The sequence below is a fragment of the Campylobacter peloridis LMG 23910 genome (assembly GCF_000816785.1).
GTDB classification, from domain to species: Bacteria; Campylobacterota; Campylobacteria; order Campylobacterales; family Campylobacteraceae; genus Campylobacter_D; species Campylobacter_D peloridis.
In genome coordinates this window covers 531748-547169 of record NZ_CP007766.1, presented here as the reverse complement: position 1 = coordinate 547169, position 15422 = coordinate 531748, and the positions used below count along the sequence as shown (strand labels likewise).

At 27.4% G+C, this 15422-nt stretch carries 18 protein-coding genes; 14 read left to right on the top strand and 4 right to left on the bottom strand.

Going from position 1 to position 15422, the window contains the following annotated elements:
* Positions 1 to 9: 9 nt before the first annotated feature.
* The 7 genes from CPEL_RS02690 to CPEL_RS02660 are packed head-to-tail and all read left to right on the top strand — an operon-like array spanning position 10 to position 5955.
* Complete coding sequence (locus tag CPEL_RS02690; RefSeq protein WP_044598512.1) at positions 10 to 351, top strand: c-type cytochrome; 342 nt, start codon at positions 10 to 12, stop codon at positions 349 to 351.
* Complete coding sequence (gene hemL / locus CPEL_RS02685; RefSeq protein WP_044598511.1) at positions 351 to 1628, top strand: glutamate-1-semialdehyde 2,1-aminomutase; 1278 nt, start codon at positions 351 to 353, stop codon at positions 1626 to 1628. Before CPEL_RS02690 ends, hemL begins: the two co-directional genes overlap by 1 nt.
* The gene (locus CPEL_RS02680; RefSeq protein ID WP_044598510.1) at positions 1625 to 1903 is read left to right on the top strand and encodes an AtpZ/AtpI family protein; all 279 of its coding nucleotides are present in this window, start codon (positions 1625 to 1627) and stop codon (positions 1901 to 1903) included. The genes hemL and CPEL_RS02680 overlap by 4 nt, the downstream gene beginning before the upstream one ends.
* Positions 1887 to 2372, top strand: coding sequence for a hypothetical protein (locus CPEL_RS02675; RefSeq protein WP_049984571.1), 486 nt, complete (start codon positions 1887 to 1889; stop codon positions 2370 to 2372). The genes CPEL_RS02680 and CPEL_RS02675 overlap by 17 nt, the downstream gene beginning before the upstream one ends.
* Entirely contained in the window at positions 2366 to 3562 is a 1197-nt protein-coding gene (locus CPEL_RS02670; RefSeq protein WP_044598509.1) for an MFS transporter, read from the top strand. The genes CPEL_RS02675 and CPEL_RS02670 overlap by 7 nt, the downstream gene beginning before the upstream one ends.
* Complete coding sequence (gene fliK, locus CPEL_RS02665; protein ID WP_044598508.1) at positions 3552 to 5663, top strand: flagellar hook-length control protein FliK; 2112 nt, start codon at positions 3552 to 3554, stop codon at positions 5661 to 5663. The genes CPEL_RS02670 and fliK overlap by 11 nt, the downstream gene beginning before the upstream one ends.
* A gap of 1 nt (position 5664) precedes the next feature.
* A complete protein-coding gene (locus CPEL_RS02660; protein ID WP_044598507.1) occupies positions 5665 to 5955 on the top strand; it encodes a FlhB-like flagellar biosynthesis protein in 291 nt (96 codons plus the stop codon).
* Here CPEL_RS02660 and CPEL_RS02655 read toward each other — a convergent pair.
* The gene (locus CPEL_RS02655; protein ID WP_044598506.1) at positions 5930 to 6739 is read right to left on the bottom strand and encodes a phosphatidylserine decarboxylase; all 810 of its coding nucleotides are present in this window, start codon (positions 6737 to 6739) and stop codon (positions 5930 to 5932) included. The genes CPEL_RS02660 and CPEL_RS02655 overlap by 26 nt on opposite strands.
* The gene (locus CPEL_RS02650; protein WP_049984570.1) at positions 6740 to 7891 is read right to left on the bottom strand and encodes a metallophosphoesterase; all 1152 of its coding nucleotides are present in this window, start codon (positions 7889 to 7891) and stop codon (positions 6740 to 6742) included.
* A 50-nt stretch (positions 7892 to 7941) separates the two neighbouring features.
* On the opposite strand from CPEL_RS02650, the gene abc-f reads away from it, so the two are divergent.
* The 7 genes from abc-f to CPEL_RS02615 all read left to right on the top strand — a co-directional run bounded on the left by abc-f (position 7942) and on the right by CPEL_RS02615 (position 14694).
* Positions 7942 to 9882 (top strand): ribosomal protection-like ABC-F family protein, encoded by a 1941-nt coding sequence (gene abc-f, locus CPEL_RS02645; protein ID WP_044598505.1) that lies wholly within the window; start codon positions 7942 to 7944, stop codon positions 9880 to 9882.
* Between the two features lie 61 nt (positions 9883 to 9943).
* A complete protein-coding gene (locus tag CPEL_RS02640; protein WP_044598504.1) occupies positions 9944 to 11131 on the top strand; it encodes a M48 family metallopeptidase in 1188 nt (395 codons plus the stop codon).
* Complete coding sequence (locus tag CPEL_RS02635) at positions 11131 to 11931, top strand: HemK/PrmC family methyltransferase (protein WP_044599496.1); 801 nt, start codon at positions 11131 to 11133, stop codon at positions 11929 to 11931. Before CPEL_RS02640 ends, CPEL_RS02635 begins: the two co-directional genes overlap by 1 nt.
* A gap of 35 nt (positions 11932 to 11966) precedes the next feature.
* On the top strand, positions 11967 to 12440 hold the full coding sequence (locus tag CPEL_RS02630; RefSeq protein ID WP_044598503.1) for a DUF4149 domain-containing protein: 474 nt from the start codon (positions 11967 to 11969) through the stop codon (positions 12438 to 12440).
* Between the two features lie 28 nt (positions 12441 to 12468).
* Positions 12469 to 13218, top strand: a complete 750-nt coding sequence (locus tag CPEL_RS02625; protein ID WP_044598502.1) for a flagellin — start codon at positions 12469 to 12471, stop codon at positions 13216 to 13218.
* Positions 13219 to 13258: 40 nt separating this feature from the next.
* Positions 13259 to 14134, top strand: coding sequence for a tRNA 5-methoxyuridine(34)/uridine 5-oxyacetic acid(34) synthase CmoB (gene cmoB / locus CPEL_RS02620; protein ID WP_044598501.1), 876 nt, complete (start codon positions 13259 to 13261; stop codon positions 14132 to 14134).
* A 20-nt stretch (positions 14135 to 14154) separates the two neighbouring features.
* Positions 14155 to 14694 (top strand): hypothetical protein, encoded by a 540-nt coding sequence (locus CPEL_RS02615; protein ID WP_414437351.1) that lies wholly within the window; start codon positions 14155 to 14157, stop codon positions 14692 to 14694.
* Here CPEL_RS02615 and CPEL_RS02610 read toward each other — a convergent pair.
* A complete protein-coding gene (locus CPEL_RS02610) occupies positions 14674 to 14847 on the bottom strand; it encodes a hypothetical protein (protein WP_232088181.1) in 174 nt (57 codons plus the stop codon). The genes CPEL_RS02615 and CPEL_RS02610 overlap by 21 nt on opposite strands.
* A gap of 21 nt (positions 14848 to 14868) precedes the next feature.
* Positions 14869 to 15393, bottom strand: a complete 525-nt coding sequence (locus tag CPEL_RS02605) for a thermonuclease family protein (protein ID WP_044598498.1) — start codon at positions 15391 to 15393, stop codon at positions 14869 to 14871.
* Positions 15394 to 15422 lie beyond the last annotated feature (29 nt).

Here is a 15422-nt window from a genome sequence, read left to right as displayed (position 1 = left end):
AGGTGTTAAATGAAAATAATATTTTTTTTATTATTTCTATTTTATAGTATTTGGGCTGCAGATTTTATATCCCCTAAAGAATATCAAGAATCCCTTTATCAAAATCCAAGAGGTATTAGTTGTGCAAAATGCCATGGAGATGGTAATAAACAAATATTGGGTTATTATACTAAAAATGGTGAAAAAATACCTTTTGTGGTTCCAAACATAAAAAATATAGACTATACGCGTTTTAAGAATATCTTAAACCAGCCTCAAGAATCAAAAAGTATTATGCCAACATATTCTTTAACTGAACAAGAAATTAAATCACTTTATAATTATTTAAAAACAACCAAAAAGGAGAAATAATGAAAAATAACAAAAAAGCCTTTGAAGAAGCTTGTGAATTTATAGCAGGTGGAGTGGATTCACCTGTGCGTGCTTTTGCAAGCGTTGGAAGCAATCCTTTATTTATACAAAGTGGTAAAGGTGCATATATAAGCGATATAGAAAATAATGTTTATATAGATTATGTTCAAAGCTGGGGTCCTTTGCTTTTTGGGCACTGCGATGAAGATATTGAAAAAGCTTGTAAAAAAGCTTTAGAACATGGATCTAGCTTTGGTGCACCAACTTTAGCAGAAACAAAATTAGCTAAATTCATATTAAAAGATTGGCCACATCTAGATAAGATTCGTTTCGTAAGCAGTGGAACAGAAGCTACTATGAGTGCTATTCGTCTTGCAAGAGGTTTTAGTAAAAAAGATAAAATTATCAAATTTGAAGGTTGTTATCATGGGCACTCTGATTCTTTGTTAGTTAGTGCAGGAAGTGGTGCAGCTACTTTTAATACTCCAAGCTCTTTAGGTGTATTACAAGATGTGGCTAAAAATACTTTAGTTGCAATCTACAACGATATAGATAGTGTTAAAAATTTAATCGCCAATGATGATAATATAGCTTGTATTATCATAGAGCCAATAGCAGGAAATATGGGATTAGTTCCTGCAAAAATAGAATTCTTACAAGAATTGAGAAAAATCTGCGATGAAAATCAAATTCTTTTAATTTTTGATGAAGTAATGAGTGGGTTTAGGGCTTCTTATTTGGGTTCATATGGAATTAACCATATTAAAGCTGACATAGTCACTTTTGGCAAGGTTATAGGAGGTGGTATGCCAGCTGCTGCATTTGCCGCAAGAGCTGAAATCATGGATTTGCTAAGCCCACTAGGAGGAGTATATCAAGCAGGAACATTAAGTGGCAACCCACTTGCTATGGCAGCTGGTTATGCTAGTTTAAAAAAAGCAAGAAATTATGAAGGTTTGTATGAAAAATTAGAAAAATTAGCTAAAAGACTCATGCAAGGTTTTAAAGAAGCTGCAAATGAGTGTAATATTGCATTAGAGGTAAATTATATTGGCTCTATGTTTGGCTTTTTCTTTTGCGAAAATCCTGTTTATAACTATCAAGATGCCTTAAAATCAAATACAAAATTATTTGCTAAATTCCACGCACAAATGCTTAGCAAAGGCATATATTTAGCCCCATCTCAATTTGAAACTGGTTTTATTTGTGAAAGTATGGATAAAAAAATTATCGACAAAACAATCCAAGCAGCCTATGAAAGTTTTAAAGCAATATGAGTAAAAAACAAAAAATTATACGCAAAGGTATAGAAGCAGCCGATGGATTAAGTCTTGGTATTTCTATGGTAGTTGCTGTTTTAATTGGTATAGGTATAGGGTATTTTTTAAAAAATTTAACCAATATAACTTGGCTTTTTTGGATAGGTGTTTTTATAGGGGTTAGCGCTGCGATTTTAAATGTATATAAAGCCTATAAAGCACAAGTTAAAAGCTATGATGAATTTAAAGAAGAAAATCGTTATAAAGATTTAAAAAATGATTTTAAAAATTAAAATCTTACTTTATCTCTTGCTAGGATTAAATTTAACTTTTCTAGCAGGAATTTTCTTTTTCAAAGAATTTGATTTTAAATTTTTTATTAGCTTTGAATTTGGTTTTTTAGCACAAAATCTAATTATTTTTGTTTCTTTTTTTAATTATAAAAATTTTATAATTAAAAATGCGAAAAATTATAATTTTCGTCAAAAACCTTTGCAAATTTTTACAAAAAAACAATTTTATTTTCCAAAAATTGTAAAATTTGTATGCATAGATGACGATTTAAAACCAAAATTTAAATTTATTTTCAAAAATGCTTTAGTATTTTTTTCTTTATTTAAAATACTTGCTTATGTGTTTTTGATTTTAGGATTTTTAGCTTTAGAGTTTCAAGGAATAATGGATATTTTTTCCTTGTTTTGTGCAATGTTTGTAACACCTTTAGCTGTGTTAATTTATAATTTTATAATAAGAAAATGTTAAGCTCAAAAAGAACGATTAGATCATTAACTGCTTTATTTTTTGGTATGGTTTTTGTATTTATAGGAAGCGCTTTAACGGTTAATTCTATAGCTATTATACTTAAACAAAATAATGTAAGTAATTTTGATATAGGACTTGTTGGAAGTTGTTATTTTCTAGGAGCTATGGTAAGCACAATTAGTGCTCATAGGATAGTATCAAAAGTAGGACATATTAGATCTTTTGGAATTTTTGCTATTATTTTTGGCATATCAACTATGCTACATAGTTTAAGTTCAAATTTGTATTTTTGGATGTTTTTAAGATTTTTATTAGGCTTTTGCTATTATGCGCTTTTAATGGTAATAGAATCTTGGCTTAATGAAAAAGCTAAAAACGCCATAAGATCTAGAGTTATTGCTTTTTATGAAGTTGTATTTTATTCTTCATCAGGTTTTGGAATTTTACTCATGTCTTTTGATTTACCAAGCCACACAGTGTTTATTTTGAGTGCTAGTTTTATTATGTTTGCTTCCATACCTTTGTTTTTAATTCGTATTAAAGAACCCGTTTTACCACAAAAAACAAAAATTTCTATTCCAAAAGTATTTGATATAGTTCCCTTAGCTTTGGTAACAAGTTTTATAGCAGGAATGCTTTTAAATGGATTTTTTTCTATGTCATCTTTGTTTATACTTATACAAGGTTTTGGTGCCAAAGAAGCTTCGTTTTTCATTTTTTCAACCATGCTAGGAGGTTTTATTTCACAACTTTTTATCGGAACACTTTCTGATAAAATAAGTCGCAAATTTGCCATTATTTTATGTGCCTTTACTGCATTAAGTGCTATGCTTTGTATATTATTTTTAAGTGAAAATATTTATTTAAAATACTTTTTTGGATTTTTATTAGGTATGGGGCTTTGTTGCTTATATGCTCTTTCACTTGCAAGAGCAAATGATATGTTAGATGATCCTAGCAAGAGAGTAGAACTTGGTCGTGCTGTTTTATTTACTTATTCTTTTGGAGCATTATTTGCACCTGCAGTTCTTGGAACTTTAATGTATTATTTTGAAGCACATGGTTTTATGTATTTTTATATATGCTTATTAAGTGTTTTAATAATTTTTGCCATTGACAAGCCAAAATTTAAAAATTTCACTAAATTTAAAAGAAAACCTGGAAATATGGTAATGCTAGATGATCACTAATATTTCTAATCAAAACCAATTTGCTAAAAATGAAACCAACAAAGAAAACAATAATAAAGAAAAATTAGACAAAAAAACTTCATTAAATGATGTTTTGAAAAACCCTTTATTTCTTAAAGAAGAAAGTGATGTAAAACTTCCTAAAGACTATGTAAGCAAAATAGATCAAAAACTACAAGAATTGCTTAATAAGCTTTTAGATCAAATTAAAACTGATAAAGATTCTAATCTTGCTGTATTAAAAAATCATAAAGACTTAAATTTTGCACCTAATCTTGCCAATGAGCTAAAAAAATTACAAAATGAACTTTCTAAAAATCCAGAATTTGAAAAACTTTTTCAAAATTTAGAAGAATTAATCAAACCAGCAAAAGATATAAATATAAAAAATTTATCCTCTTTAGTGAAAAATTCTGGAATTTTTTTAGAAGCTAAGTTAAACCATTCTTTAAAAGAACAAAATCTTCCTCAAAGTTTTTTTAATCTTTTAAACACCATCAAAAGCACTAGTAATCAAAATTTAAAAAATGATATCATTAATTTAGATCTTAAAAATCTTGACACCACAAACACACTAAAAGAACTTATTCAATTATTAAAAAATCATAAGCAAGAAAATAAAAATACCTTAGATTCAACTCAATATAAAACTCTTTTTAAGCTTTTTGACAAAATAGAAAATTTCAAAAACTACATCAGTAAAAATCCAAATTTAATTCATGAGAAAAAGTTGCAACAAATTGCAGATAATTTCATCAAAGACTTAAGCAAGAATTTAATCCATGTCAATAAAGAATTATCAAAACCCCAAAATATAAAAATTCAAAATACTCATATTTTAAAAGAATTAAGTCAAAATATTAAAGATTTTATATCGCTTTTAAAAAACATTAAGCATACAAACAACACGGCTAATCATCCTACAAATAACACTAACGATAAACTAGATGAAAAACATACCAACATAAACACTCACTCAAAAGATATAAAAGAACAAAACCCAAATGAAAACAAACCAAGTAAAGACATCAAACAAGAGCCAATAAAAGATGAAAAAGACACACAAAAACCAAATTCAGAAAATACAAATAAATTAGAAAACAATAAAAACAATAACTTAGAAAACAACAACACTCACACAAAAGATATAAAAGAACAAAACCCAAATGAAAACAAACCAAATAAAGACATTAAACAAGAGCCAATAAAAGATGAAAAAGACACACAAAAACCAAATTCAGAAAATACAAATAAACTAGAAAACAATAAAAATAATAACTTAGAAAACAATACAACAAAAGCACAAGAGATATCTTTGAGTAAAATCACTGCTGATAATAAAAATTTAATTGAAGAAATTTTCAAACAAAATGTTAGTAAAAATCTTAATTTTTCACAAAATTCACAAGAGGAAATTTTAACTAATATAAATAAAGAACTAGGTTTGATTAGTCGCAAACTCAACGAAGTATTGAAATCTTTAGATCCAAAGAGTTTTGATGCAAAAAATTCTTTAGATGATATAAAAAATATTGAAAAAAAATTAGAAGTTTCCATCAAAGATTTAAACAAAATTACACAAAAAAACACAACACAAATTAATGCAGAATTACAACAAGATATAAAATCAACCCTTTTGCAAGTTTCAAATTTAGCTAAAAATTTAGAAAATGAAAGCATTTTAAATCAAGCAAATAGACTTATAGTTCAACTTGAATTTAACCAGCTTTTATCTTTAGCTAACAATAGCTTACACACTTTTTTACCATTTTTTTGGGAAGATTTAGAAAAATCTAATGTAGTATTCAAACGCGGCAAAAAAGACAAATTCTATGCACAAATAAATCTTGAATTTGAAAAACTAGGAAAAATAAATGTATTTTTATCTCTAAGTAATGATAAATATATTGATATAAATATGATGGTAGAAAATATAAATTTTAGAAAAAAACTTTATGAAAGAGCACATGAATTAAAAAAAGCATTAAATCAAGCAGGACTTTTAAGTTCTAATTTTTTCATTAGTGATATCGTTAAAAGCAAATTTCAAAATCAAGAAGAATATAACGATTTTAACATGGGCTTTAACACAAGGGTTTAATTTGAGTAAAAAAACTAAAAAAGCTGTTGCACTAGGCTATAACAAACAAGAACAAAATGCTCCAAAAATCCTAGCAAATGCCAAAGGCGAAAATGCCACCAAAATCATCTCTTTAGCTAAAGAAAATGGCATTCCTATAAAAGAAGATAAGGACTTAGTAGAAGTTCTTAGCAAGCTTGACTTAGGCGATGAAATTCCACCTAATATGTATAAAGCAGTAGCTGAAATTTTCGCATTTTTATATAAGGTGGCAAATGAAGATGGTTCTAAAGAAAATCCGCAATCTTCTTAGCAAACTCAACTTCCTCATAAGCTTTTTTGCTAAATTTCAAAAATCCTTTTTGGGCAATTAAAACTATAGTTGAACCTAATTCAAAATTTCCAAGCCTTTGGCCTTTATCTACAAACAACTCTTCATAAGTATGAGTAAAATCAAAATTTGCTGCGTTAGTTTGTATGCTAGTATCAAAGCTAAAGTGCATTTTACCTACATTTAAAGCTCCAACAAATACCATCCAAAGTATAAATTTATTTTCTACCAAGCACTTTAAAACTACTCTTTCATTTTTAGTATAAAGATTTATAATTTTTGCAAGCTTTGCCTCACTCACACTAAATAAAGCCCCACTCATATAAGTAGCGCTTAAAATTTGCATTTTACAAGGTGCATGATAATGATGATAATCTTTTGGAGATAAATAAATATTTACATAATCTATGCCATTTTCTAATTCATCTTTGCTGGCTGAATTTTTTAAAAGCTCTTCTATGCTATAACTTGAACCTTTAATACTAAAGGCTAAATTTTCTTTTAAATCATTTTGAAAACTGCTTCCAAGTTCTAAAATTTTACCATCACTTGGACTTGTAAAACCTTCTTCTAATTTTCGCTCATTTATTAAGCTTCTTGTAAATAAAGCATTTAAACTCTCATACTCTTCTAAAGACTTAAATTCACTCATATTAATATTAAAAGCATTTACATAAGCTTTATTAATATTTTTTTGTATGATTTTTGGAAATTTATATTTTGCTATGATTCCAAACATTTTTGAAGCACTATTGCTAAGTCCCATCTATTCTCCTTTTAATCTAATCAAAGCTATCTCACTAGGAGCTAAAAATCTCACAGCAGGCCCCCAAAATCCAGCCCCACTACTTACATAAAGTAAGCTATCTTTACTTAATTTATAAAGCCCATACACAAAGCCTTGCTCTAAATACACCAGCAAAGAAAAAGGAAAAATTTGCCCTGCATGAGTATGTCCTGATAAAATCAAATCAAATCCACTCACATCATAAGTTTTTACATATTTTGGTTGATGTGTGATTAAAATATTTACTTTTTCTTGATTGATTTCATTTTTGATTTTTTCTATATTGCTTTCTTTAAAACCCAAACGCTTAGCAGCCAAATCCAAAGTTCCGCTTAAAGTAAAATCTCCAAAATCAATGCTTTCATCTTCTAAAACTTTGAAATTTTTAAGCGTTTTAAGCTTTTTGCTTATAGCATTTATATCATTATAATACTCATGATTTCCATAAACAAAATATGTGCCATATTTTGATTTAAAATTCTCTAATAAATTAATATAAGACATACTAGCAATATCTGCATCTATTAAATCCCCTGCTATGATAACTATATCTGCGTTTAAAGCATTAACTTCATTAATCAAGGTTTTTAAAAAATCTTCACCTAAATTTTTCCCTAAATGTACATCAGAAAGCAAAGCTATGTTTAAATCTTCTTTTAAATTTTTAATTTTAATATCTATTTCATTAATCTTAGGCGTGCTAATAGCATTTACAAAACCCTTAAATACCATACTAACACTAAGTATAATAAGCCAAGAATCAAAAATTAATTTTAAAAATTTTCTCCTTTGAATGCTAAAAATCTGCTCTTTTTTCTTTTCATTAAAAAAAATCCAAGAGCCAAATTCAAAAACCACTCCAAAAAGCAAGAAAAAGCAAGTAATAGTAGGAAAAATCGCTAAAATATAATAAAGCTTTTCATGCAAAAAATCTCCACGCATATTTACAAAAAAGATTAATTCACACACAAAAACTATTAAAACAAAAGCTAACACTAGCTTCTTATAAGGCTTTAAAAAATCAACTCTACTTAAAAATCTTTTATAAATAAACCAATTTGCCAAAGCAAAAAATAAAACTAACAAACTAAAAAAAATAACTACTCTCATTGCGTAATTGTATTTAAGCAAAATTAATACTTTTTAAAGTAAAATCGCAAAAAACATTTTGGGAAAGAAATTTGGCTTTAATAGATTTAATCGATGCAAATAAGAAATTTAATACAAAAATAATTTTAGAAAATGTAAATTTTAGTGCAAATTTAGGAGAAAAAATCGCCATTATAGGCAAAAATGGTGAAGGAAAATCAAGCTTTTTAAAAGCCCTTATGGGAACTTTAAAATTAGATAGCGGTAGAATGATTAAACAAAATAACGCTAGCATAGGCATGCTAAATCAACAAGTAAGCTTTGAAAGCACCTTAAGCGTGGGTGAAGCTATCAAAAAAGAACTTGAAGAAATTTACCAAGCCTTAAAAGAATTTGAAAACTACAATGAAAAACTAGCTCTTGATCCAGAAAATAAAGAATATTTAAAAAAAGTAGATGAGTTAAGTTTATTTATAGACTCAAAAGATGCGTGGAATATAGATCAAAAAATTCAAAGAGTTTTAGAAGAATTTAATTTACAAGAATACAAAGACAGAACACTCTGCTCCTTAAGTGGAGGCGAGATTAGACGCGTAGGGCTTTGCACGCTTTTGCTGAAAAATCCTGATATATTATTGCTTGATGAACCAACCAACCATTTAGATGTATATATGAGTAGTTTTTTAGAAGAAAGATTAAAAGCTTCTAAAATGTGTGTTATTTTCATCTCTCATGATAGGTATTTTATCGATGCAATAGCGCAAAAATGCGTAGAAATAGAAGCAGGAAAATTAAGTGTTTTTGAGGGTGGATATACGCAGTATTTAGAAAAAAAAGCAGCTATTTTAGCTTCTTTAGCAAAAAGCCATGAAACCTTACTTAAACAACTAAAAAGTGAAGAAGAGTGGTTAAGAAGAGGTGTAAAAGCTAGACTTAAACGCAATGAAGGGCGTAAAGAGCGGATTTTTAAAATGCGTGAGGAAGCTAAGAAAAATCCAGGAGCTATCAAACGCTTACAACTTGAAATCAAAAGAGCAAGTAAAAATTTCAACCAAACTCAAAGCCAAAACCGCAAAAAAATGCTTTTTGAGCTTAAAAATATCTCAAAATCCATTGCAAATAAAACACTTTTTAAAGACTTTAATGCAAGAATTTTACAAGGTGAACGCATAGCTATAGTAGGTAAAAATGGCTGTGGGAAATCTACTTTTTTAAAGATTTTACTTGATCAAATTCCACTTGATAGTGGAGAGATTAAAAGAGGTGAAGTTAAAATAGGCTATTTTGATCAAAGTAGGAGCTTATTAAATACCGATAAAAAACTTTTAGAAATTTTTTGCCCAAATGGTGGTGATCATATTCAAGTGCGTGGTAAAAATATGCATGTTTATGGGTATTTAAAACAATTTTTATTTCCAAAAGAATTTTTAGAGCAAAGCGTGAGCGTGTTAAGTGGGGGTGAGAAAAACAGAGTTGCTCTAGCTTTGCTTTTTACTAAAGAATATGATGTGTTAATCTTAGATGAACCAACAAATGATTTAGACATAGCTACGATTAATATCTTAGAAGAATACTTGCTTTCTTTTGAAGGTGCGATTTTGCTTGTTTCACATGATAGATATTTTGTTGATAAAATCGCAACCAAACTTTATGCTTTTGAAAATAATGCAAATATTAATATAGAAGTTCTTTCTTACAGCGAATATTTAGAAAATGAAAAAGAATACAAAGATTTTGAAGAATTTTCTAAAAATTTAACACAAACCACCTCTGAAATTACCACAAAGACAAAAGAAAAATCAAGTAAAAAATTAAGCTATAAAGAAAATGAAATTTTAAACTCATACCCTGATAAAATTCACAAACTAGAAGAAGAAATAAAAGAAATTAAAAATTCTCTAAGCAATCCTGTTATCTATCAAGAACTAGGTATAAATACCCTTTATGAAAAACTAAATTCCTTAGAAAATGAACTTAGCACTTTAGAAGAAGTATATTTTGAAGTTTTAGAAAAAAGTGAAAATACAAATTAGCATTAACTTTTATATACTTAAAAAAAGATAAAATTACTCAAATTTTATTTGAGGAAAAACTATGACTTTAATAACTATTTTATGTATATACACAGCATTTTTGCTTTTTATATCTTTTATGCAAATTTCTTTTTTAAAAAAAGAAAGAGAAAAACAAGCGGTGATTTTAGAAGAGAATGATTATAAAAATGCTGCAAATATCGCCATAGAAAATGAAAAATATAAAATATTTTCCAATCTTTATAATTTGGTAATTAATATTTCTTGGATAAGCTTTGGCTTTTTATATTTAAAAGAATTTTTTATAAAAGAAAATTCTACCTTAGAAAATACTTTATTTTTACTTGCTTTTTTGTTGATTATTAGTGTTTTAAATTTACCACTAAGTTACTACGAAAGTTTTTTCAAAGACAAAAAACATGGCTTTTCCAATATGACTTTAACGCTTTTTATCAAAGATAGCTTAAAATCTTTAGCTTTAATGCTAATTTTTGGCTTTTTAATCACCTATGCTTTGGTTTTTTGTTTTGAATTTTTTGGAGATTATTGGTGGATAGTTGCCTTTGGATTAAGCTTTGTTATTATACTCATAATCAACCTCATCTACCCTACTTTGATTGCACCAATATTTAATAAAATGCAAAAACTTGACGATGAAAATTTACTTGAAAAAATTTCTAATTTAATGCAAAAATGTGGTTTTAGTGCAAATGGTGTTTATGTAGTTGATGCAAGCAAAAGAGACAAAAGGCTAAATGCTTATTTTGGTGGTTTATTTAAAAGCAAAAGAGTAGTGCTTTTTGACACACTTTTAAATGCCTTAAAAGAAAAAGAACTCATTGCAGTTTTAGGTCATGAGCTAGGACATTTTGTGCATAAAGATTTGCTAAAAATGCTATTTGCTAGTACTTTGATGCTTTTTGCTTTATTTTTCATTTTCGCTCATTTGCCTGATTTTTTTTATATCCAAAGTCATCTAAATGGTGTTAATGCTGGGGTATTTGCACTTTTACTAATTTTTGGTAATATTTTTACCTTCATTATCTCACCTTTACTAAATAAAATGAGTCAAGCAAATGAATTTAATGCTGATTTACATGGTGCAAAAGTTAGTTCTAAAGAAGATATGAAAAATGCTCTTATAGCTTTAGCAAAAGAAAACAAAGCTTTTGTTAAAACAAGCAAAATTTATACTTTTTTTCATTTAAGCCATCCTTGCATTTTTGATAGAATTAAAGCCTTGCAATGATTTCCATCAAAGAGGCTTTAGAGCTAGCTTATAAAAAAGATCAAACACAAAAACAATATATACTTTATATACTTTGTGAAATACTGCAAAAGGATAAAGCTTGGATTTTTTTAAATTCTGATTTTCAGATAAATGAAAAAATCTTTTTTGATTATGTTGATAAGTTTTTAAATGGTGAGCCTTTTGAGTATTTATTTAAAAAAACACAATTTTATGGCTTTGATTTTTTTATAGAAAAAGGAGTTTTAATACCGCGTTTTGATAGTGAATTATTGCTTGAAAAATGTTTAGAAATTTTAAACACTAATTCTTTTAAAAATATACTCGAAATAGGTTTTGGCAGTGGAATTTTAAGTATAAGCTTAGCTAAATTAAAACAAATTCATATCCAAGCATGCGATATTAATCCAAAAGCATTAAAACTTGCCAAAAAAAATGCGCAATTACACAATGTATTAAATTTAGTTGATTTTAAACTTTGTGATTTTAAAAACATACAAGGAAATTTTGACTTTATTTTTTCTAATCCTCCTTATATTAAAAATGATTATCCTTTGGATAAATGGGTAAAAAATGAACCACATAGTGCATTATTTGGAGGTGTTAATGGATGGGAAATTTTGCATGAAATCATTCTTTTTGCTAAGGCCAAAAACACAAAAATTTTAGCTTGTGAATTTGGATATGATCAAAAAGATATTTTACAAGATATATTAGAAAAAAACAATTTTAGAGCTTTTTTTTATAAAGATTATAATAACTTTGATAGAGTTTTTGTTGCATATAATTTAAAATATTAAATTATAATTATCTTTTTCAAATAAAGGGGCGTATTTTGAAGGCAATCTATTTGTTTTTATTGGCTAGTTTAATTGGTATAGAAATAAGCATAGGAGCTTTTTTAGCACCTACTATATTTTATCCTGAAAAATTTATAGGAGAAGGTGTTTTAAGCCATTTTCAAAGCGGACTTTTAATGACAAATATTTTTATTCAATTTGGCTATGCACTATTAGGCGTAAGTGTTCTTTCTGTTATCATAGAAATCTTTTCTTTTAAAAATAAAGATTTAGGATTTAAAATAAATTTTTCAAAATTTATGCTTTCTTTGATAATTTTGGCACTAAGTTTGCTTTTTGTTTTCTACTTCACAGCTTATGTTTTAAATGCACAAAGCTTAGGAGAAGAAGCAACTAAAACTGAAGAATTTGTAAAAATTCATGGTACTAGTGAAGTTGTAATGAAAATTATTATGTTTTCGCAAGTAATTTTGTTTTTTTTAAATTTTAAAACAAAAAAAATGGTATAATAAAACAAGTCTTTAAAAGGAGTCAAAGATGAAAATAGGCGATATAGGAACAACTCAACAAAATCATTATGTAAATCAAGCTCAAAAAAATCAAGAAAAGGCTTTAGAAAATATAGCAGCTATAAGAGCTATAGATGGAACGGATGGTTCTAATTTAGCTATAGCAGATTCTTTAAGAAGTCAATATGGCACCATCGATCAAGGTATTTTAAATGCTTATGATTCTATAGGAGTTTTACAAATTGCTGATTCTGCACTAAATAATATTACAGCAACAGCAGATAGACTAAACGAACTTTCAGTTCGCTCAAATAGTGCTGCTTTAAACGATAGACAAAAAAGCATGTTAAATACAGAAGCAACTAAACTTGTAAGTTCAATCAATGATGCTTTTTCTAATGCGACTTTTAATGGAAAAAATGTTTTTCAAAGTATGGATTTTGTAGTAGGTGCAGGAGTTGAGAGTATCAATTTAAACCAACCAAGCACAGCAAATTTAAGCCTTGAAAATCAAGATGGAATCCGTAGTTTTCTTGATCAAGTTGGTTCTTTACGCGCTGACATTGGAGCAGGTATAAATGCTATTAATTCAAACATTAATTCATCTTTACAAACAAGTATTAGCACAAAAGAAGCTGAAAGTAATTTACAAAACAATGATTTAGCTAAAAATATTAATGATTTTAATGCTAATTATTTAAAAGAAAATGCATATTTATTTACAAATGCACACTCAAATGTAGCATTACAAACTAAACTTGCAAGCTTACTTCAATAACTTTTTAAACTCCCTATAATGGGAGTTTTTTGGAAATATAATGCAAAAAATCACTTTACCGCAACAAGTTTTAAATCATCCACTTTATCATAAAATTCAAAATCTTAGTTCTAAAATAACACAATCAAATTTTTATATAAACGATAGTTTTAACATCACTTGTGATGAGAATTTAAATGATGAAATTAAACAAATTGCTTTAGAATTAAAACCATGGCGTAAGGGGCCTTTTAAAATCAACGAACTTTTTATTGATACAGAATGGCAAAGCTTTATAAAGTTTAATATATTAAAAAAACACATGCCCTGTATTGAAAATAAAATAGTAGCTGATATTGGATGTAATAATGGCTATTATATGTTTAAAATGCTTGAATTTAATCCTTTAAAAATCATTGGTTTTGATCCTTCTGTAAAGTATTTTTTACAATTTTTACTTCTAAATACTTTAGCAAAAACTTCTATAAAATATGAACTTTTAGGCGTAGCTGATGTTCCAAATTATCATACAAAATTTGATATCATCTTTTGTCTTGGAGTGATTTATCATCGTAGCGATCCATTAGCTATGCTAAAACAACTTAAACAATCTTTAAATAAAAATGGTATTGTTTTTTTAGACACCATGTATATAGAAGATGAAAGGGAAATTGCCTTAATTCCTAAAAAAACTTATTCAAAAATACCAAATATTTTTTTCATTCCGTCGATATTGGGTTTAAGAAATTGGTGTTATAGAGCTGGCTTTAATGAATTTGAAGTGATAGCTACAAAGCAAACAGATCATCAAGAACAAAGAAAAACAGAATGGATAGATTCTTATTCTTTAGATGAATTTTTAGACAAAACAGATTCTAATTTTACTTGCGAGGGCTATGCAGCACCAAAGAGAGTTTATGTTAAATTAAAGGTATAAAAATGGCAAGAAGTGCTAGCATGATAAACATAGAAGAGTTAATAGACCCAGAAGAATTAAATCGTATCAAATCAGAACTTATAACTTGTCCGGATATTAATAATGCTTTAGCAGGAAGTATTTCTCATATAGAAAAAAATTTTGCAAAAGGTATATTAATCACTACAGATGAAATGGCTGTGGATGAGCTAGGTTTAGTTCATAGTGGTTTTGTGTTTAATGCTGCAAATTATATAGCACAAGCAGCTATTAATAAAGAATTTAGTGTATTAATAGGCTCAAGAAGTTTTTTTTATGCTCCACTAAAAGTAGGAGATATTTTAAATCTTGAAGCTAGTGCTTTATTTAGCGATGATTCTAGAAAAAGAGAAGTAAAAGTAGTTGGTTTTGTAAATGAGATAAAAATTTTTGATGCATCATTTCAAGTTGTAACAACCGAAGAGCATATTTTCAAACTAAAACAAAACCAAACTAGCAGCACTTCAAGTCAACAGCAAGAAAATGCAAAAGATGAAACACAAGATGCATTAAACGCTGCTTTAAAAGGAATCGGGGGTTAAGGGTAGATTAATCCAATTTTTTGGACATTCTTTGTGATATGTCCCACTTGCATCGTAGTATTCTTTACAATCATCATAAAAACGATTTGAAACCCCTCTTTCATTTACAAAACATCCACTAAAAAAGACTATAAAAAAAGTTAAAAAAGATATTTTTCTTAACACAATTTTTCCTTATTGTAATCTTATTTGCTTTCGCCAAATATATGGTTTTATAGGATTTTCATCTTCCCATAAACCTTTTTTATTTTTTTGTGCATAATTTTGATCATTAATATATAAATCACTATAATGATCATAAGCCCAAGCAAAACCATTTTTAACCATAACTTGATTAATATCTTTATCATTCAAATAAACAATAGCCAAAATTCTACCATATTTATCTTCATCTTTTATATTTAAAGTTATTTCTTTATTCAAAATAATTGCGCTTAAAAATTTAGCAGATAATTTTCCATATGCTTGATCTTTTTCAGGAGCATCTATACCAAATAATCTTACTTTAATTTTATCATCATTTAAAAAAACTTCTATAGTATCACCATCAATGATTTTATCAACCTTACTTTGAATATAAGAATTTGGATCGTAGTTTATAATATAAGCAAAAGCAAGTAAAAAAAGAGCAATAAGAAATTTTTTAGGATCTTTTAAAAGCTCTGAAATAATTTTTATTTGTTTTTTAGAAATTTTCATTTATACCTCAAAAAATGGATAAAAATATG